The sequence below is a fragment of the Peptoniphilus sp. HCN-40583 genome (assembly GCF_037892835.1).
Classification (GTDB): Bacteria; Bacillota; Clostridia; order Tissierellales; family Peptoniphilaceae; genus Aedoeadaptatus; species Aedoeadaptatus rachelemmaiella.
Genome location: NZ_JBBKBU010000007.1, coordinates 32,478 through 51,442 on the forward strand (window position 1 = coordinate 32,478; position 18,965 = coordinate 51,442).

Consider the following 18,965-nt stretch of genomic DNA (forward strand, 5'->3'; position numbering starts at 1 on the left):
GTATCCTCTCCTTACTTAATGGTGATCTCTTTGATGTTTGATTTCATTGTGTCATTTTCTGCCCAGTGACGAATTAAGTCTCCGGATTGTAGCTTACCTGCTTCCGCGGGGATTTTAAATCCGAACTTAACATCCTTTTTGATCCGTCTACCGATTCTTCTTTGGGTAGTGTATTCCTGAGCAGGTTCAGCGACAAATTTTTGATCGCCGCGAATAATTTCAAGATGACCCGTTGCACCGCTTTCCAGGCTTTCTCTCTTGACTTCGACAAAATCAAAGCCTGCCTTCGGAACCACTATTTCCATTTCCGTCAGTCCTAAGCCTTTGGCAGGAATCGATGTGTCTTCAACAAAACTTGCTTTCAAAAGTCCCTTACTATCGAGATTTATCTTTTGCCAGCCTTCAAAGACTTTTGCGCCGGGGCGGTTGTAGACCGTCGGCGGGGTAATGGTAACTTCTTTATTCGGTGCCACATAGAATTTACTGGGTGCCAGCATAAAGGCTTTTGTATCGTCGACGACAAATTGAACGAGAACCATGCCTTCCGGTTTTTCGTTTTTGATGATGTCCGGATCCGTTTGCTTGGGATCGATGGGAATAAGATCTGACTCTGGCGCATATTGCGCAGTAAAGGTCACATCTTGTCCTTGAAGCTTCAGTTCATTATCCCAGCCGCTATTTGTATCGAGGGCCTTGTAGTATTTGTTGGGCTCGATTCCGGGAATGGCCAGGCCATTTGCCTTGGCTTGATCCAGGTTATATCCCTTAGCAACTTTATAAGTCACTTCGCCGCCGGCTAATTGTCCATGTTTCCCTTGTTTAAAGGTGACTTTGATGAAGTGGTTTTTATCGACGGTGGTATTTTCGTCAATCTTTTCAACGGCTTTTTCCCATTGTGCGACGAGATTCACATCGCTCGTCACCGGTGTGGATGCCGGATCGAAGGGATCGTTGCCTGCTTTCCAACCAGTAAAGACATAGCCTTCGCGCTCGGGATCTGCGACAGATTCAACGGTCTTGCCGTAATCAACTGTAACAGGCTTTTTACTCGTCTCGCCATTGATTTTGCCTTGTGCCAGATCGAACATAACGGTGTGTTTTACAGGTGCCCATTGAGCGGTGGCGGTTCTTGCTTTTTCAAGTTTTACGGAATCGCCGGGTTGATAGATCTTGTCTTCGCCGTCGAGTTTCCAGCCGATAAAGTTGGAATGTTCTTTCGTCAAAGTGCCTTGTCCTGCTAATTGAACCGTTTCGCCAAAGGCTGCGGTTTGTTTTTCAGGTACAGTGCCTTTTCCTCCGCCGGCATCGTAGGTCAGGGTGACGTTGTTCTTGGTGAATTTGGCTACGTGTTCACGATCGCCCTTAATGGGATTGGTGTAGTCGATTTTTTCAACCCAGCCGGTAAATCCGTAATTGTCACTAGCCTTCGCTTCAGGAACGACCAATTCGTTCGTAGCGCCTGCTGTTGCCTTATCCTTGTCAACCAGCTTGATATTTGCATCGGGGTTGACGTAGTAGGTTTTGTTTCCGCCGACAACTTCGCCGTTTTTTCCGGCGATGAATTTAACGGTGACATAACCTTTGGGCTTGTTTGGATTTTGGTCGGTTTTCTCTACGATATCTTCTGACTTAAAGAAGTCGTATTTAAATACCGTTTTTTGATCCTTAAATGTGCCTTTTAATTCTTTCTTATCTGCGTTTACCCACTTGCCGCCATTGGCAATGTAGCCGGTATCCGGTGTCTTGCCGATAGCATTTGCCGTTGCATTCATGTCCACTTCAACTTCGGGGCTTACATAGTAGGTGAAGTTGCCGGTGAGGGTTTTGTCCAGCTTTCCGCCTTCGCCTGCCGTAAAGATGACTTTGACGTAGTTGTCGAGGGCATCTTTCGGCCGTTGTCCGCCCGGTGCCTCGGGAATGATGTTTTTGTGAACTTCCACGGGAATGACGACGGGGCTGTCGTTGGTGCCTTGGGTTGTTCCGTCTTTGTATTTGACGATGACCTTGGCCGGTTCATTGCCCACGGTGTTTCCGTCGGGTTTAGAAATGACTTCTATCGATTCAATTTCTTTACCTTCTTGAGGTGTTATCAATCCTTTTAGTATTTCGTCTGTGATTTCTTTGCCTTGAGGCGTATCAAGTTTTTTAGTCTTTAATGGCTTAACTATAGGTTCTGCTTGAATGGACTTTTTGTAAGCCGCTTCGATGACGGTGACTTTGTCGGTGTATTTGTTTTTCGACAAATCGATTTTAACAGCCGGATCTACTTTCGTTAAGCTGTCATCAGCTTCGCCGGTTTGTACTTTTTGCCATTCTTTAAAGATATAGTTAACAGTTTTTTCTCCAAGGCCGTCGAAAGTAAACTTTTGATTTTCTTTACCAACAGGATCTGTAGCCGGAATGGTTACTTCCTTCGTCGGGTTGACCCAGAAGGTTTTTTCGAAAGCTGTTTCGTCGGTCGCTTTGTCCGTGGTCTTGACGATGACTTTGACAAAGTTATCCGGAACTTTCGGTTTGTCTTCGCCTTGTTTTTGTTCCACTACATCTTTAGTGAAGAATGGTTTGATAAGTGTTTCTTCATCAGTGAACTTATGGCGCTTGGTGAAGTCGAAGATTCCATTTTCATTTTGGGCATCCTTGTCAGCTGTCCAATTTAAGAAGTCAGTCTTGTCCTTATCGTCTTGCGACCATGCGACTTCAGGAATAGTGACCCAAGCTTTCGGATTGACATAGTAAACCTTGGCGTCTTTATTTGCATTCTTTTCAGTAGGTTGTACGATCACCTTGACGTAGTTGCCGGTTACATCTTTCAATCCGCCGTCTTTAGCATCTTTGCCTTCAGCTTCTTTTAAGAAGAGGGGTTTGTCGCCAGCCTTGTTAAGGGCTTCGTAGACGTTTTTGTAAACTGTGATCGGAATATCAAGCTCTTGGGGTTCTTTTCCGTCTGTGAAAGTAACCTTCGCCTTGATGTTTACGGTGCGGACGAGCTCGTCCTTATCGGCGGCTTTCTTTTCGTTGACTAAAGCATAGACTTGATCGTCTTCGGTTATTTCTTTACCGGCTTCGTCGTAGAGCTTAATGGTGGCTCCAGCAGGAAGGGGCTTTTCTACGTCCTTTTCTTTCCAAACGAGTTGTTTTTTCAGATCTTCAATCTTCGGAGCAAAGTCATTGGTCCACTTGCCGTTCGCATCTTTAAAGGCTTCTGTTCTTACCAGGCCGGATGCACTTAAGCCCGACCATTCAAACTTCGCTGTAAATACATAGAAGTCTTTTGTATCGTTTTCGACCAATGTGTTTTTGTTCAAGAGGGGCTTTTCATCCCACTTGACGAATTTCTTTCCGGTTTCCGGGGTGATATAGTACTTATCAGCAACTTTTTCTTCGCCTTCTGCTAATTCTTTTGGAACGGGAAGCAGGTCGGATTTTAGTCCCTTGATGACATCGTAATTCAGTTCCGTTACAGATTTTCCATCCTTATCTATAAAGGAGCCGCCTTTTTCTGCCTTAAAGGTCACTCTTACATAGCCTTCCGGTGTCTTGCCGTCTTTCGGCACTTCGATGACGCGGACGTCCTTATAATAGAAGGTAATTTCGTCTTTACCTGTTCCGTTGATGCCTAAGAATTCATTTGTTTTTTCATTGACATCGAAGAAGAGTTGTTGTTGCGGGGCGCTTACCAGTTTCCAACCCGGAATGGGGCGGAAGTTTCTCGCATCGTAGTGACGGTTCCCATTGGAAACTTTTTCTTGTCCAATGATTGCACCTTCTGCTTCATTTGTCTTTCCCTTAAATCTTTCATCTATATAGTTGACCTTGTAGTCACGAGTCCTAAATGGTCTGTAGAAGAAGTGGAAGACATTGTCTTTTAATTTAGGATTGTCAATTAAATTTCCATTGCCATCATCAATTTTTTCCGGTTCCACGCGGAAAGTTTGGAAGTAGGAGTTATTTAGATTATTTACTCTTTTATTATAGTCTTCGTACAGCTTCTTTAAGTCGCCGGTTAATTTTTCACTAAGCTCTTCATGGGTAGCAAGTGCCAATTCGTCACTTTGTTTGTCTCCAGTTGTGGCAACCAGATAGCCCGCACGCTTGCTATGCAAGGTCTCAGGTATGGTTTTTGTTTCTGTACTTAAATCCACACTTAGAATGTGATGGATTACATCGACATCCACTCTGTCGTTCGGTACCCAAATGGCCTTGAGATAAACCGGTGCTACGACGTCGTTGCCGAAGGAATAAAGTTCCGGAACCTTGTAAGTGTCTCTATAAGAGTTGTCGATTTCGTTCGTATAGTCGCCTGTTGTGGCATCCTTCTTATAGCGAATGACTTCCCAACCCATAAAGTCGTAGCCCTTCCTCGTGGGCTTCTTAGGTTCTACAAGCTTTTGTCTTTGAATAACGGTAAAGACTTGCTTATCGCCGTCATTGGCTTCTTTTTTCGCATAGGTGTTTATTTCTTCTTGGCCGATGTCGCCTTCTTGGATTTTCTTGCGACTTGTAGTTAAATTTTCTTCCTTAATTGATCTTAAAGTTCCGCCGTTCGGATCAAAGGTGACCTTCCACTTGTAGTCCGGTTCTCCCCACTTCGCATATAGGTTAACGGCGTGGTTAGGCATGATTTCGCCCGGGTTTTCCCAGATAAGCTTCGTGCCGGCGGGGTCTAATGCCCAGCCCTTGAAGACCATTTGGTCTGAAAGATTGTCAGGTCTTTTAACTTTTAACTTGTTTCCGTCATTTGAATCGTTAAATACAAGGTCTGTAAGGCCCAATTCTTTTAACTTTTCCGGATTATCCAATATATTTTTCGGATTTTCTGTATTGTAGCTTTCTTCCGTATCCGCATCAGGGCTTAAAGCCTTTAGTGGAAATTCGTAGAAAGTATTTAATGAGTTTGTTGAGTTAAACTCATTATCGCCCTTTATCTTTGACGGGTCGTAGTTAAATCTTAGTGGGTACTTATTACGAGTGTATTCAAACTTAAGGTAGCCGTTTTTGTCGAAGGTATAATCTCTATTTATAGGATCGCCCCAGTCATCGGCATTGCTAAAAAAGACGGAAATAAATTTCATCTTGCCTAGAGGGAGCGCATCTCCAAGCACTGTATAGGTCTTAGCAGGAAATGGAGTTACTTCTCCACGCTCTTCGTTTTTAGCATCTATGCCATCTTCATCAAGAAATTCCGCCGGTTCATTAGTTCTCTTACCGGTAAAGCCTTGAACCTTGGGGTATTTAGGCCTATAAGATTCAGAATTGGTATCTGCCTTAAACCTGTATAGGTCGTAGCGGATAATTGTTTCACCCGGCTTAAAGCCGTCCATCCAAAAGTCCATGTGGTGAGGCATAGAGCCTTCGGCCTGATTTATACCAAAGGAAAGAGTTGTAAAATCGAATTTATCTACGGGTATGGTTTTTCCATTACCCTTATCTATCGGTTTCGCATAGCCGCCCCAAGTATCGTAGTTTTTCATATCTAAGAATTCATCGGCATTTAATCGATAAGGAGGTGTATCTAAGTAACCTGGCCAATTTGCTTTAGTATAGTTTGGTCCCCAGCCAAAGGATTGCATGCCTTCGCTAAAGCCCTTTGTTTGCATGGCGTCGTTTGGCCAGCCAAGCATGAGCTGGTTAAATCTTGCCTTGTAATGGTAAGGATTGCCGGAGCCGCCCTTCTTCACTACCTCGCCTTGAGCTTCATCATATCCCCAAATTTCAGGGTAGAAAGTGTTTTCAGCAGGTAGGACATTCGACTTGGTGAAGTAGAGGTCGTATTCTTGTCTGTCGTAGTAAATATTGTAGACAGTCTTACCAGTTGAATCTACAGACTTAACTAGGTTTACATTTTCAGGGTCCGCATTTTGCTCATGCGTTAAGGCTTGGTTGTAGACATAGAACTTGTTTAGATAAAGATCTTTCCCACGATTAAATTTATCGCCTTTCCATATCTTGGCTAGACGAGCTTGGTCCAGGTCCGGAAAGACGATGTCTTTTACCGGTTCATTGTCCAAGTTCGGTCTCATGCCTGTGTCTTTGTCTTTATAGACACGAGTACCGATATAGTCGTACTTTTCTTCCAGAGAGGCGCCGTCGGCGTGGTCTGCCTTTTCTGCCCAGAATTGGACGGCATAATCTGCCTTTTCCTTGTCTTTCCACACGGCGGTGAAAGTAAGCTTGCTTGCCGGCATGATTAAATTGGCATCAAGATTTTTGATAGCACTGCCGGTTCCAACTTTAATTATTTCATTTGCCTTAAATGTTTTTCCATCCTTTGTTTTTAATTCAACGGATGGCTTCCAACCCAAAAAGTCGCCGCCTACTTTTGTCGGAACATCTGCATCGGCAATTTTAGGCATCACTTGTCCAAAGTAAAGGGTACGAGCCGGAAGGGCTGTGCCACCTTGTGTGTCAAAAACTACATCGTAGTGGGCACGGTTGTAACGGTATTCCAAGATAAAGTTCGTAGCGTTTTCCGGAACTTGCATTATGATAGAGTCAGCTTCCGGAACAAAGCCTTTTCGGTTTGGATCATTTTCATTCAAGGGACTGACTTCCATGGTAGACCCAGTATTCCCTTGTTGAGTTGTGAAAAGTGCATTTTCATCTCCAAGGCTTCCATCCGGATTGGTGTACTTGGTAAAGTCTTCTAGGCCTTGGAAGACGTGTTTGATTTTTATTTTGTTGGACTTGGCCTTGTAACGGAAATCTTCATTTGCTTGGTATCTGATTCCGTTAGTCTTATCGCCTGTCTGACCTTTGCCATCTGCAGCGTCTTTTACCGTGTCGTAGTCGATTGTAAAATTATCTTGCGGCTCGTCATAACCAGCAAGGTCCGGTAGGTCGATAGTCTTCTTGACCTTATCTTTTTCTGCTTGCGTTGCTGCTGCCCCGACACTGGCCACATAGGGTTGGTAGTCAACATAATACTTTTCGCCTCTTTGCACCTTAAAATCGGTGCGCAGGGTGTAGATCGCCGGCTGCTCGGGATTTTTAATTAAATCAGCAGCCGTTTCATTCGCCCCCAACTTGGCCGGCTTCACCGGCACCTCATTGTTGACAATCTTGGCCTTGTCGTCGGTGAGATTTTCATAATTCACCTGCGCAAAGGCGCCTGTGGGTCCGGACAGTACCATGGTGAGGATCAATGTCCAGAGGCAGAGTTGTTTCATAAGGCGTTTCATAAGCCCTCCTTACCGTTTTTTAAGCGACGTCGTTCTATGTTTGTTCGCCGCCATAAATGCGGCATCAAAAAATTCCTAATCATTACTATATTATCCTTGTTCTCTTTGTAAGACAAGTCTTTTCAAGGGTTTTCTCACTTTTAGCGTGGATTCCTTTTTCTCCGAAAAATATTGCGCCGCCTGTGCCGATTCTGCTGTCGGGGCCCGGTTTCTTCTCTCTATTTTTCTACGGCTCTTTGCCAAAAAGGGCCTCTGTTTTTTTGTTATTATAAAGGAAGTTTTTGTTGCCTGCATTTTTCTTTTCCACCTATTTTTGTAAGGGCGGCGCCTATTTGTGGTAAACTGTGTGTAAAGTTTTTTGAAAGGATGTCTGCATGAAGCGTGAAACTTTTTGGTGGCGGCCTTTTCTTTTTATGGTCGTTGCAAGTGGCTTGATTACGTTATTTACTTTGCATTACGCCTGTGGCACCGGCCCGACCCACGAGGCGCTGTTTGCCGCTTATTTACATAGCCCGCTGCTTTTGTTTATGAATTTTCTCCCGGTCTTTTGCACTTTGGTCTTTCTCTATGCTTTAAGCGGCAGGATGTGGCTGGGCTTTTCCGTGACGTCGGCTTTGTTTTTTGTGCTTTCCGTGGTGCAGCAATTTAAGCTCATGTATCGGGACGAGCCCTTTGTCATGCCGGAGATTATGCTTTTTCGCGAGTCCATGCTCATGAAGGGGCACTACCATCTGTCGATTTTTGCCTCCGATCCCATGACTTTGATCGGCCTCCTTGCCATGATCGCCATTTCGGTGTTTCTCTTTCTGTATCAGCGGAATCCTTGGGCGGGCAAGGCGCGGCGGCGGCTTTTAATGGGCTCGGCCCTGGCTACTCTTTTTATTTTTCAAGGGGTGAGCGGCCCGTATTTTTCGCCGAAGGTTTATGCCCGGGCGGGGTCGGATGCGCCGATTAATGTTTTAAGCGCCACGGAAACGTACATGGCCCGGGGGCTGGTGTATCCTTTTATTATGAGCGGGCGAACGCTCAAGGGGGCGCCGCCGGAAAATTACGACAAGAAGCTTTCGGCCATGTTGTGGGAGAAGGTAAAGGAGCCGAAGGTGCCCGAGGAGAAGAAGGTGCACGTGATTTCGGTGATGCTGGAGTCTTTCTCGGATTTTTCGGTTTTCGACAACATTCCCATTCACCGAGACGTGTATAATTCCTTCCACGCCATTCAAGAAGAAGGCGTACACGGCCGCATGATCGCCGATATTTTCGGCGGCGGCACGGTGAACACGGAGCGGGGCTTTTTAACGGGCTTTTCCGGCACGAGCTACGCCAATTCCGCCGCCATGATGACGGACACCTATTCCCATGTGCGGTATCTGAAGCAAAATGGCTACGTCACCGAGGCGCTCCACCCGATTTACGGCTGGTTTTATAATCGGAGGAATGTCAATCCCCGCTTGGGCTTCGACGCGTTTCTCTCTTACGACAATTACTTCAAAGAGGTGGAAGAGCGGGTAGGGGACACGGATTGGCTCTACACGCGGGACAATCACTTTTTCCCTGAAGTGGAAAAGCGGATGAATGATGCGGCGGCCAAGGGGCAGTATTATTTTTCCTACGCCCTCACTTATCAGGGCCACGGGCCTTATGCCGATTACAATATGGCGGACAGGCATTACGTGGACCGAATGGAAGGCCAGGACGTAAAGGACTGGGCCATGTTTAACAATTACCTCTCCAACATCGCCGCCACAGACGACGCCCTGGGGGATTTGGTGGAAAGCCTCAGAAAAAATCCCGCGCCGGTGGTGCTGATCTTTTTCGGCGACCACAAGCCCGCCCTCGGCGAAGGGGACAGCGGCTACAAGAGCATGGGGATTAATATCGACCTGTCTACTTTGGATGGGCTGTTGAATTATTACACCACGCCCTATGTGATTTGGGCCAACGATGCGGCCAAGGCGAAGTTGGGCAAGGATTTCGTCGGCGAAGGGCCGGATCTAAGCCCCTTCCTCTTGATGCGCTATCTCTTTGACACCATGGGCTGGCCCCACGACGGGATGATGGCGGTGCAGGACGAGTACCTGCCCCATACCACGGTGCTTCATCCGCCCTATATTCGAAAAGACGGGGAGTATCAGGTGTTGGAAGGGAACGAATCGCTCTTGGAGACGGTGCGGCAGTATCGCTCGATGGAGTATTACCGCGCCAATGAAAAGGTGAAGAAATAAGGTCGCTTCTGCGGCCTTTTTGCCTTCTTGCATTTTTCGCGCTGCTTCGATAGGCTATGGGAAGAATGGATTCGATGATGATAAGAAAAGGGGTTTTATATGTTAGGTACGATTACCATGGTTTTAGGGGATCTCACGAAGGCGAAGGCCGATGTGATCGTCAATGCGGCGAACGAGCACCTGCTTCGGGGCGGCGGCGTCTGCGGCGCCATATTCCGCGCGGCGGGAAACGGGCTGGATGAGGCCTGCGGCGAAATCGGCTATTGCGCCACCGGGGATGCGGTGATCACGCCGGGCTTTGACCTTCCCGCGGATTATATTATTCACACGGTGGGGCCGGTGTGGCACGGCGGCGAGGGAAATGAGGCGGCCCTTCTCGCCTCTTGCTACGACAAATCCCTGGCCCTCGCCGAAAAGCACGGGCTGAAGCGCATTGCCTTTCCCTCGATTTCCACGGGGATCTTCGGCTACCCCACGGAGAAGGCGGCGAAAATTGCCGTGGCGCGGGCCCTTGAATTTGTGGAAGACCACGCCATGGATGTCATGTGGGTGCTCTTCGACGAAAAGACCAAGTCCATATACGACGGGGCTTTGGCGGAGGCGATGAAGTAAGGCGAAAATCTATGCAATGAAAAAGGCGCAGACATCACGGTCTGTGCCTTTTCTTATTCCGCCCGCATGAGCCGCAAGCGGCGTTCTCTGTTTTCCAGTGTTTCTTTGTTTTCACGAATGGCTTCTTCCAGCGCCTCGAGATCTTTCTCGTCGCCGCCGTCTTTTAATGCGGCGATGAGGGCGTCTTGTTTTTCGATGATTTCACGCTGCAGGATTCGGGTGGGGGTGAGGTTTTTCGAGGCGGCTTCCCGGGCGTAGGCTTCCATGGCCTCGACTTTTTCTTCGGCGAGGAGGCGAAGGGCTTCGCCTTCGTTTCGAATGCGCTCCAAGCGGGCCTTCACCTTCTCTGTGCGGAAGGTGAGCTCGGGATAGGCGTCCATGATCCGCTTGTGGAAGACGGAGCGGTTTTCCAGAAGGTAGCGGACTTCGGCGGCGATTTCTTCGCTCTTGTCGGCCCGGCTTTTTTCCACGCCTTGCTTCAGGAGGTTCATGATGAAGTAGCTCGTGATGCCGTCGGCGACGAAAAGGATGCTTAGGGCGGTTAAGAGGGCGGTGAAAAGCCTCGGCTCCATGTGGGCGGCCAGGGCGAAGAGGCGGGGGTTAAAGACTTTTAGGATTAACACGCCGCCGATGCCGAAGAGGATGAGGTTTCCGATCCACACGCGGCCGTTTAGGTTCATGGGCCGGCGGGTGTAGTCCCACCAGCGGGCGTGGAAGTATTTTTCAAGCAGGTAGCTGGTCATGTATTCCAAGAGGCCGCAGAGGACGAAGGCGATGAGAAAGCTCATGGCCCAGGAGCGATCCACGGGCAGAAGGAGGCCTGCGCCCAAGGTGATGATGACGGCGCCGGTGCCGTAAATGGGGCAGTAGGGCCCGATGAGAAAGCCTCGGTTAATGAAGCGCTTGTATTCTAAGAATTTTAAAAAGACTTCCGTCACCCATCCGGCGAAGGAATAGACAAAAAACAGCCACAAGAGGCGGTATCCCTCGGCAAATTCCATAGCATCCTCCCTTTCTTTTCTTCCCTTCTATGGTACTCGCCCCGCGGAAAAAACGCCACATTCTTTTCGCCTTTTGCGGGATATTTTTGCAGCAAAAAAGGCAGGGGCTATCTGCCCGTGCCTTCGCTTGATTATTCGCCGTTTTATTCGCCGCTCAAAAATAGATTCGCCGTGTCTTTAAAGAGGCGGATGGTGTCTTCGTATTCGTCCAGCTCGATGTATTCGTCGACTTTGTGGGCCATTTTCGTGAGTCCCGGGCCGTAGACCACGAGATCCACGTCCTGAGGCAAATGGATGTAGCGGGAGAGTTCGCAGGTGCCGATAAGAGGGCGAACCTGAATGTTTTTGTCTTTGCCCGCTTCTTTTAATGCACGAATGAGGGCCGTGTCTTTTTTCGCCTCAGCGGCATCCAGCACTTGGTTCAACTCCAAGGTGAGGGTGGCCTTCTCGGGATCTTCGTTGTTTTTGTCTACGGCACGTTGAAGGAGCTCGACGGCACGCGCGGAGTCGTATTCCGGCACGGTGCGGGCGTTGCCTTTAATGACCACATGATCGGGCACGGAGTTAAATTGCCGGCCCCCTTCGATGACGGAAAAGACATTGAGTGTGACGCCCAGCTCCTTGTTGTGGTAGTCGGGATTGTTTGTAACCTCGTCGAAGGCTTTTTGGGTGGTTTGAATAAATTCAGCCGCGGTCATAATGGCGTTGATCCCAAGCTCGGGCATGGAGGAGTGGGCGGCTATGCCTTCGCCGTAGATGGTGTACATAATGGAGCCTTTTGAGGCGAAGATGGCTTGGTTTTCGCCGTCGCGCTTGGTGGGCTCGGGGATGATGATGCCGTCGACCTTATCCAGGTGACCGCCTTCCACCAAATCCAGGGCGCCTTGCATGCCCACTTCTTCGCCGACGGTGCCGATAAACCAGATTTCTCCGGCGAAATCCGCGCCTTCATCGGCCAGATCCAGCATCATGGCCAAAGCCGCCGCCACGCCGGCTTTCATGTCGCAGGTGCCGCGGCCGTACATTTTGTTGTCTTCCACGACGCCTTCAAAGGGCGGATGTGTCCAGCCTTCGCCGGCCTCCACCACGTCCAGGTGGCCGGAGACGGCAAAGATTTTGCCGGGGCGGGCGCCTTTTAATTTCACGAGAATGTTGGCCCTGCCGGGATAGGAAGGGATGAGCTCGGTGTTTACGGCGTCGTAGTCTTTAAACAGATCGGCGATGTAATTTGCCACGGCTTCTTCGCCGTCGTTGACCGATTCGATTTGAATCAGCTCTTTTAAAATCTGAAGGTGTCGTTTCATGGGTATCTCCTTTATTTTTCTGTCTTCCCTGCGAAGGGCTCGGCCTTTTTATGGGCGAGGAGCCACAGGAAGCCCGTGAGCAGGGCGAAGCCGATGTTGATGATCCAGGCCATGTAGTAGCTGCCTGAGGCGTCGAAGATATAGGATACGAGCAAGGGACCGAAGGCCGCCCCCACTTGGGTGGCGGATTGCACGAAGCCGTAGGCCTCGCCGTACATATCCCGCCCGTAAATGGAGGCGGTAACGAGAGGCGGAAGGACGGATCCTAAAGCCAGGCCGAAGCCGAAGACCACGGCCACGAGCCAGGGCCCCACGCAAAGGGCACAAAGAGCATGGCCACGAAGCTTAATGCCAAGGTGGCTGCGCCGAAGAAGAGGGCGTGGTAGATGCCGTATTTATCGGCGATGCGACCCAAGAGCAGTTTGCCGAAGACGCCGAGGAGTAGGTAAATGGATACGACGGTGCCCGCCGTTTTAAAGCCCGCCGCTTCTTGCAGGGCCGGCGGGAATTGCAGGGACGCGCCGTTGGCCAGGCCGTTCATCACCGAGCCCAAGAGCAGGAAGATAAAGAAGCTGCAGGAGAGGGATGCGGCAATGGTGAGGCCGACGTTTAAGGATTTGTTGGTGTCCTTTGTGGGATCCGCAGGCAGGTCGTCGGACTCTTTGTAGCCGTAGGGCTTCATGCCCCTGTCTTCCGGCCTGAGGTAGATCAAGAAGATGCCGAAGACCACAGCCAATGCCAGAATAATCATGGCGTAGACCCGATAGGACATGCGCCAGCCCACATTGGCGATGAGGCTGTTGACCAGGGGGCTCAACAGAGCGCCGCCGGCGGAAATGCCGGAGACGGCGATGGAGGTGGCAAGGCCTTTCTTTTCCGAAAACCAGTTATTAATAAGCATCATCATGGGAATTTGCGCCGTGGTTATGTAGGCTGCACCGACGACGAGGCCCAGGGCGTAAAATTGGTATTGATTTTGCGCAAGGGAATAACCGAAGACTGCCGCGGCAAAGGCGATGGCCGCCGCCGTCCATATGCGCTTGAAATTATATTTCGTGAGAAACACGGAGACGACGGGCCCGAGAAAAATTCCCACGGCCTGGGCGATGGTGCCGGTAAAAGAAAATGCCGTTCTGGAAAAGCCCAAGTCTTCGGTGACGGCAATCTGCCAGGTGTTGGACAGGGAATTCACCACCGGCACATAGACCCCGAGGACCATCATGGCCACAATTAAAATAACCCAGGCGTAGTGGAAACCGCCTTCTCGATTGGATTCACGTTTCATGAGTACCCCTCCTGTTACATGTTCTTAATTATGCTCTGATGTATACCCTGGAATTTAGGAAAAAATCTTTTTATAGTGATTCTGCCGAAATTTCACCTTGTTTTGGTTTTCCTTTTTGAACCTACCCTTTCAAAGGCCGCTACAGCACCTCTTTTCTTTTTACTCGGGGTTGCTGCAAAAATATATAATCTGCAGAATACACTATTTTAAATATTTTTTGCTCGTTTTTCCGCTGTTTGCCGCTCAATTTTATTGCAAAATGCCTTTTTAATTCAGTACTTTGTATAATTGTGCAGTAAATACGTTATATCTCTGCAACTTTTGATTTATGCCTTGTAATCGAGCCTTTTGTTTTATATATTAGAGGAGCTATGTTATTTAATAAACTAAGTGAGGAGTGAAAACGTGTTATTCCAATTATTCGTCATGTTCGGGACGGCGCTTTTGGGCCAAATCATCTCCGGCCTTCTGCCCTTCCCCTTCCCCAGTACCATTATCGCCGCCTTGATTTTGTTTCTCTTGCTGGAATTTAAAATCGTCAAATTGGATCAGCTGAAAGACGTGATCCGGCTTTCAAACAAGTACTTAGCCATCGTTTTTATCCCCGTGGGCGTAGCCGTCATGGAGTATTTCTCGGAATTTTCTCTGGACGTGTGGCTTAAAATCGTCGTAATCATCGTCATCACCACCGGCGCCACCATGATGGTGACGGGCAAAGTGAGCGATGTGGTGATCGCACTGCAGGAAAAAGTGACAGGAGGTAAAAAAGATGCTTGATCTCATCACCCAAACTCCCTATTTCGGGCTGGTGCTTTCGATTCTGTTCTTTATTTTGTTTTCGAAGCTCAGCACCCGCTTAAATGCACCTATTTTAAATCCCCTTTTGTTTTCCATTATCGCCATTATTCTCGTGCTTACCGTCTTCGACATTCCCCTGAAAAATTACCAGGCCGGCGGCTCCATGATTCAAATGGTGATTTCCCCGGTGGAAACCATCGTCATCGGCGTGAGCCTTTACAAACAAAAAGACACCCTGATTAAATACCTGGTGCCCGTCCTCGTGTCGGTAACCGTGGGCTGTGTCTTTGTGGTGCTTTTTGTGGTGTTCTTAGGCAATGTTCTGGCCGTGCCTCAAGAAGTGGTGATGGCGTCGATTCCGAAATCCGTGACCACCGCCATCGCCATGGAAATTTCCGGCAAAATGGGCTGGATCGTCTCCATTACCGTTATGTTCGTTATCTTGACCGGCATTGTCGGCGCCGTCATCGCGCCCTACTGCATCAAGCTTGCGCGCATTAAAAGCCCTGTCTCCAAAGGCTTGGGCATCGGCACCGCCGCCCACGCCGTGGGCACCAGCTACGCCATTACCCTGGGCGAGGTGGAAGGCGCCATGAGCGGTTTAACCATCGGCCTGCACGCCATTATCGCCTCCATGGTCATGCCCCTGTTGATTCGCCTCTTGGGCTTATAGCTTATAAAAGAAAAAAGCGCCCAAAAGAGCGCCGCAACACGATGAATCGAGTGAGCATGTGCTTGCTCGATTTTTTTGTGTGTCTTTTCGACTAGTTTTTTCCTTCTCTTTTCAAGGCCACGGCACAAATAATTGTCGCCGCAAAAAAGAGAACGATTAAGTACCAAAGATTTTCAAAACAGAGGCCACGATCCAGCATCAATCGAAAGCCCCACGGCGCCGGAAACAAGCGACCAATTTTTTCCAAAAAATTCGGCAAAAGATCGGCGGGAAACATGATGCCCGACAGCATAATCGACGGCAAAAACACCAGTTGCGCGACCATAGTCAATTTCGCTTGACTTTTTATGGTTAATCCTAAAACACTTCCTATGCTTAAAGACACGAGAATATAGATGGCCAAGGCGAGAAAGAAGGTCGGAAGATCTGAAGGCAAGGTCGCATCAAATAAAATCGGCGCAAGCATAACGATGGCGATCCCGGTAAGCAAGAGATGAAGAAAGGCTGAAACCAACGTGGTAATAAGGCCCAAGTATACGGGCACGCCGTTTGCCTTGTACATTTTTTTAATATCGCTTCCGTAGGTTTCGATGAGCGACGGCGGCATGCCGATAAACGCCCCCATGGAAACACTCATGACGATCATGGATTGAATGAGGGTGTTTTCCATTTCCGGCATAACGGATGTAAAGATGCCGCCCATAAGGAGGAAAAATATCAGCGGAACAATGTAGCAGGCCACCAAAAGGGATTTGCTCCGCATATCCAACTTCCACTGCAAGGCGATGCCGTATAAAAAACCTCTCATTCTTCTTTCCCCCTTGCCATTTCGATGAAGTGCTGTTCCAATGTTCCGCGATCAACTTTTATGTCCAAAAGATGGGTACCCTTTTTCTTTAAATCCTGAAGTAGGGAAATCAATGTATCTTCAACGGTGTCCGTCTCGTAGGCACTGACGCCGTCTCGGGTTTTAATGTGGATGAGGTATTTTTTTCCAATGGTTTCTGTAAGTTCCGATACAGTGCCGCAGAAAGCGATCCGGCCGCGATTTAATATGGCCAAACGGTCGCATAACGTTTCAACCTCCGCCATATCGTGGCTGGCCAAAACAATGGTCTTTCCCTGAGCTTGAAGCTTTCGGATTTGCTCGTGCAGTGTTACTCTGCCTTCCACGTCAAGCCCCGCCGTAGGCTCGTCGAGAAAGAGAATGTCCGGATTGCCAATCAGAGCCAGAGCCAGGTGCAAGCGCCTTTTTTGTCCCGTGGACAATTGGCCGTATTGTTTTTTCTCCATATTCTGTATGCCCAACGCATCGAGGGTGGCCGGATCCAGTTTCGATCGGCTCCATGTTGAGAACAATCCGACGGCCTCCATGGGTTTTATATGGGAGGGCAGAGATGAAGACTGCAATTGTATGCCCATTTTGCCCTTCACGTCGATGGATCCGCCGTCGTAGCTTCTCAAGCCCTCGATGCACTCCAAGGCCGTGGTCTTTCCCGCGCCGTTTACGCCGAGGAGGGCGAAGGTTTCGCCCTCTTCGATATAAAAACTTAACCCGTTGAGCACTTGGTTCTTTTCGTAACTTTTCTTTAATCCACGAACGTCGATCGCACGATTCATTCTTTCACCCCATGCAACGGATCTTTCCCCGGCGTCGAAAAATAAATTTTCAGAGCCGGCTCCAGGTAGTCGTTTATCTTTTTTTGCCTTTCTTCCCAGGCATTGGTCGCCGTGTCGATGGTGCCGATCTCCATGAGTTTCGGGAGCATCGTCATATCGCCATTCGTAAATTCCATGATCAATTCCCAATACGCTTCCACAACCTCTTGACACCGCTCGCTTTCCGGCGGCACCTGCGCCTCTTGGAGGGCGAGGATCTCATCGCTTAAGCGATTCAAGCGATCCATAAACTTTAATCCGCTTTCTTTGTTAAAGCGATTGCGAATCTTATCGAGGGTCTCATCATCGAAGCGTTTGATAAGGGAGTATGAGTCGTTTTTCATTTGCAAATTCACAATAATGTCTGCATACTTTTTAAAATTGACCGTCTGCATTTGCAATACTTCTTCCCGCAACTGCTCGATTGATGTCAGAGAAGCCTTTAGCAACTCAATTTTCTCCCTAAGGCTATCTGCCTGTTCACAAAGTGCCGCCGCCACATCCGCCGGTGTCTCCAAGGAGATTAAACGATGCTTGATGGCATCTAACGAAAAACCTAAGGATTTTAACGCCTTGATTTGATGGAGTAGAACCAGGTCCTTATCCGTATAAAGACGTCGTCCGCCCTCACTTTCCGCCGATGGCGATAACAGCCCCTCCTTGTCGTAGTACTGTAAGGTACGGACAGTCACGCCCATTTTCTTAGCGACCTGTCCTACCGTCATATAGTCTGACGGTATGGCTCGATGTTTTTCCACATAAATCGACCTCCCTACTCTATTATGCCTCGTGACGTAAGGTCACAAGCAATGGCTTAAACATTTTCCACTAGTGATTTTCGTGTACTCCTTTCTATGAAATACCCTCACGCCCCTTCACTGCTCCGCCCTTTACGCAAAATTTACGAATCCTCTTTCGGGGAACAGGTATACTAAGTGTAAGTTATTCATCGTAAATGAAGGCAGGAGATGATCCATGAAACTTTTGATTCACGACTTTGTCGGCCCGTGCCCCACGTCCTTCGACGCCGATAAAGTGATCCCGGCCGACGGGAAGTATGCGCCGTGCAAGGGCTGTTTTCACTGCTGGACGAAGCACCCGGCCCGCTGCGACTATAAGGATTCCCTCGAGGAAATTGCTCGAGTGCTCGGCGAGGCGGACACGCTGATAATCGTTACGAGAAATTGCTACGGCTCATATAGCCCCCAAGTGAAGATCCTTTTAGACCGGGCCATCGGCACCTCCACGCCCCTTTCATGTTTTCGGGGCGGAAAAATGCACCACACCTTGCGCTACGGAAAAAAGGATGCCTTCTTCGTCTACGTCTACGGCCCGCTCACCGAACGAGAAAGACAAACTTGGGAAGCCCTCGTGGAAAACAACGGCATCAACGAAGGCTTTACTCGCCACCGGGTAGACTTTTTTCCCTCCCTCGACGCGCTAAAGGCGGCACTAAAATGAAGACGGTGTTACTCTCTGGCAGCCCGAAGAAGCGGCTGAGCGTCTCGGGCTTTCTTTTAAAGGCGGCGGCGCTATTTTTCGGCGGCGAAAAGCTATTTGTGACTATTCCCACGGCCCCTTCCCGCTACGGCCCGATTTTAGATGAAATGAAAGACGCAGACAATCTACTCTTCGCCATGCCTTTGTATGTGGACGCCGTGCCCGGCCACGTCCTGTCCTTCATGCAGGCCCTAGAGACGTTCGCAAAAGAAGAAAACTTCCGCCCCCGCGTCTATGTCATCGCCAACAACGGCTTTATCGAAGGGCGACAAAACGCGCCCTTCATGACCATCATGGAAAACTTCTCCGCGGCCTCGAGCTTTTCCTTTATGGGCGGACTCGGCATCGGCGGCGGCGTCATGCTCAATGTGATTCGCATCCTCCTGCCTCTGCAATTTCTGATGATGCTTTTGACCATTTTTTTGACCTACGTCGGCGAAGGACAATGGATCATCCGAGAACCCGTGGAAAACTTTCTTTTAAACCTTCTAATCAACGGCGCCCTAGCCTCCGCCACGTTCTACTACATCATCTCCCTGGCCCGGCACATCCGTAGGCAAGAAGATTTCGGCAAAAAATACACCCGCATCCTCCTGCCCGCCTTCGTCTTTATCGTCGTCGCCGATGTGTTCTTCTTTATCGTCTCCCTTCTTCAAGGCGGGTTATTTCGCGGCTGGCTCGCAAAGAAAAAGCCCACCGACGCCTTTTTAAGAAGGAGGATAGACTGACATGG

General features: G+C 49.0%; 14 protein-coding genes. 6 read left to right on the plus strand and 8 right to left on the minus strand.

Annotation, left to right across the window (positions count from 1 at the left end; translation table 11 throughout):
- Positions 1–11: 11 nt before the first annotated feature.
- On the minus strand, positions 12–7,178 hold the full coding sequence (locus WKT05_RS03470) for an InlB B-repeat-containing protein (RefSeq protein WP_340412920.1): 7,167 nt from the start codon (positions 7,176–7,178) through the stop codon (positions 12–14).
- A 374-nt stretch (positions 7,179–7,552) separates the two neighbouring features.
- Between WKT05_RS03470 and WKT05_RS03475 the strand changes: the two genes are divergently transcribed.
- On the plus strand, positions 7,553–9,400 hold the full coding sequence (locus WKT05_RS03475) for an LTA synthase family protein (protein ID WP_340412921.1): 1,848 nt from the start codon (positions 7,553–7,555) through the stop codon (positions 9,398–9,400).
- A 99-nt stretch (positions 9,401–9,499) separates the two neighbouring features.
- The gene (locus WKT05_RS03480) at positions 9,500–10,012 is read left to right on the plus strand and encodes a macro domain-containing protein (protein ID WP_340412922.1); all 513 of its coding nucleotides are present in this window, start codon (positions 9,500–9,502) and stop codon (positions 10,010–10,012) included.
- Between the two features lie 53 nt (positions 10,013–10,065).
- Here WKT05_RS03480 and WKT05_RS03485 read toward each other — a convergent pair whose 3' ends face one another.
- From WKT05_RS03485 to WKT05_RS03500, 4 genes are all read right to left on the minus strand, one after another.
- The gene (locus WKT05_RS03485; protein ID WP_340412923.1) at positions 10,066–11,013 is read right to left on the minus strand and encodes a putative ABC transporter permease; all 948 of its coding nucleotides are present in this window, start codon (positions 11,011–11,013) and stop codon (positions 10,066–10,068) included.
- Between the two features lie 143 nt (positions 11,014–11,156).
- Positions 11,157–12,317 carry an ArgE/DapE family deacylase gene (locus WKT05_RS03490; protein ID WP_340412924.1) on the minus strand — a complete coding sequence of 387 codons (1,161 nt, stop codon included), beginning with the start codon at positions 12,315–12,317 and terminating at the stop codon, positions 11,157–11,159.
- An 11-nt stretch (positions 12,318–12,328) separates the two neighbouring features.
- Positions 12,329–12,616 carry an MFS transporter gene (locus tag WKT05_RS03495; RefSeq protein WP_340412925.1) on the minus strand — a complete coding sequence of 96 codons (288 nt, stop codon included), beginning with the start codon at positions 12,614–12,616 and terminating at the stop codon, positions 12,329–12,331.
- Positions 12,583–13,602, minus strand: a complete 1,020-nt coding sequence (locus WKT05_RS03500) for an MFS transporter (protein WP_340412926.1) — start codon at positions 13,600–13,602, stop codon at positions 12,583–12,585. Before WKT05_RS03500 ends, WKT05_RS03495 begins: the two co-directional genes overlap by 34 nt.
- A gap of 405 nt (positions 13,603–14,007) precedes the next feature.
- Here WKT05_RS03500 and WKT05_RS03505 point away from each other — a divergent pair, with 405 nt between their 5' ends.
- Together WKT05_RS03505 and WKT05_RS03510 are read left to right on the plus strand one after the other, a co-directional pair.
- Complete coding sequence (locus WKT05_RS03505; protein ID WP_215506614.1) at positions 14,008–14,379, plus strand: CidA/LrgA family protein; 372 nt, start codon at positions 14,008–14,010, stop codon at positions 14,377–14,379.
- Positions 14,372–15,073 carry an LrgB family protein gene (locus tag WKT05_RS03510; RefSeq protein ID WP_340412927.1) on the plus strand — a complete coding sequence of 234 codons (702 nt, stop codon included), beginning with the start codon at positions 14,372–14,374 and terminating at the stop codon, positions 15,071–15,073. The genes WKT05_RS03505 and WKT05_RS03510 overlap by 8 nt, the downstream gene beginning before the upstream one ends.
- 91 nt (positions 15,074–15,164) lie before the next feature.
- Here the strand turns inward: WKT05_RS03510 and WKT05_RS03515 are convergent, their stop codons facing one another.
- The 3 genes from WKT05_RS03515 to WKT05_RS03525 are packed head-to-tail and all read right to left on the minus strand — an operon-like array spanning position 15,165 to position 17,490.
- A complete protein-coding gene (locus WKT05_RS03515; protein ID WP_340412928.1) occupies positions 15,165–15,881 on the minus strand; it encodes an ABC transporter permease in 717 nt (238 codons plus the stop codon).
- Positions 15,878–16,693, minus strand: a complete 816-nt coding sequence (locus WKT05_RS03520; protein ID WP_340412929.1) for an ABC transporter ATP-binding protein — start codon at positions 16,691–16,693, stop codon at positions 15,878–15,880. Before WKT05_RS03520 ends, WKT05_RS03515 begins: the two co-directional genes overlap by 4 nt.
- Positions 16,690–17,490, minus strand: coding sequence for a MerR family transcriptional regulator (locus WKT05_RS03525; RefSeq protein WP_340412930.1), 801 nt, complete (start codon positions 17,488–17,490; stop codon positions 16,690–16,692). Before WKT05_RS03525 ends, WKT05_RS03520 begins: the two co-directional genes overlap by 4 nt.
- A gap of 217 nt (positions 17,491–17,707) precedes the next feature.
- On the opposite strand from WKT05_RS03525, the gene WKT05_RS03530 reads away from it, so the two are divergent.
- On the plus strand, positions 17,708–18,193 hold the full coding sequence (locus WKT05_RS03530; RefSeq protein ID WP_340412931.1) for an NAD(P)H-dependent oxidoreductase: 486 nt from the start codon (positions 17,708–17,710) through the stop codon (positions 18,191–18,193).
- The gene (locus WKT05_RS03535; protein WP_340412932.1) at positions 18,190–18,960 is read left to right on the plus strand and encodes a hypothetical protein; all 771 of its coding nucleotides are present in this window, start codon (positions 18,190–18,192) and stop codon (positions 18,958–18,960) included. The genes WKT05_RS03530 and WKT05_RS03535 overlap by 4 nt, the downstream gene beginning before the upstream one ends.
- Positions 18,961–18,965 lie beyond the last annotated feature (5 nt).

Coding starts and splice junctions, on each gene's coding strand:
- WKT05_RS03490 (WP_340412924.1), bottom strand. CDS start 12,317: ATGAAACGACACCTTCAGATTTTAAAAGAGCTGATTCAAATCGAATCG.
- WKT05_RS03480 (WP_340412922.1), top strand. CDS start 9,500: ATGTTAGGTACGATTACCATGGTTTTAGGGGATCTCACGAAGGCGAAG.
- WKT05_RS03470 (WP_340412920.1), bottom strand. CDS start 7,178: ATGAAACGCCTTATGAAACAACTCTGCCTCTGGACATTGATCCTCACC.
- WKT05_RS03510 (WP_340412927.1), top strand. CDS start 14,372: ATGCTTGATCTCATCACCCAAACTCCCTATTTCGGGCTGGTGCTTTCG.
- WKT05_RS03520 (WP_340412929.1), bottom strand. CDS start 16,693: ATGAATCGTGCGATCGACGTTCGTGGATTAAAGAAAAGTTACGAAAAG.
- WKT05_RS03500 (WP_340412926.1), bottom strand. CDS start 13,602: ATGAAACGTGAATCCAATCGAGAAGGCGGTTTCCACTACGCCTGGGTT.
- WKT05_RS03535 (WP_340412932.1), top strand. CDS start 18,190: ATGAAGACGGTGTTACTCTCTGGCAGCCCGAAGAAGCGGCTGAGCGTC.
- WKT05_RS03485 (WP_340412923.1), bottom strand. CDS start 11,013: ATGGAATTTGCCGAGGGATACCGCCTCTTGTGGCTGTTTTTTGTCTAT.
- WKT05_RS03515 (WP_340412928.1), bottom strand. CDS start 15,881: ATGAGAGGTTTTTTATACGGCATCGCCTTGCAGTGGAAGTTGGATATG.
- WKT05_RS03475 (WP_340412921.1), top strand. CDS start 7,553: ATGAAGCGTGAAACTTTTTGGTGGCGGCCTTTTCTTTTTATGGTCGTT.
- WKT05_RS03530 (WP_340412931.1), top strand. CDS start 17,708: ATGAAACTTTTGATTCACGACTTTGTCGGCCCGTGCCCCACGTCCTTC.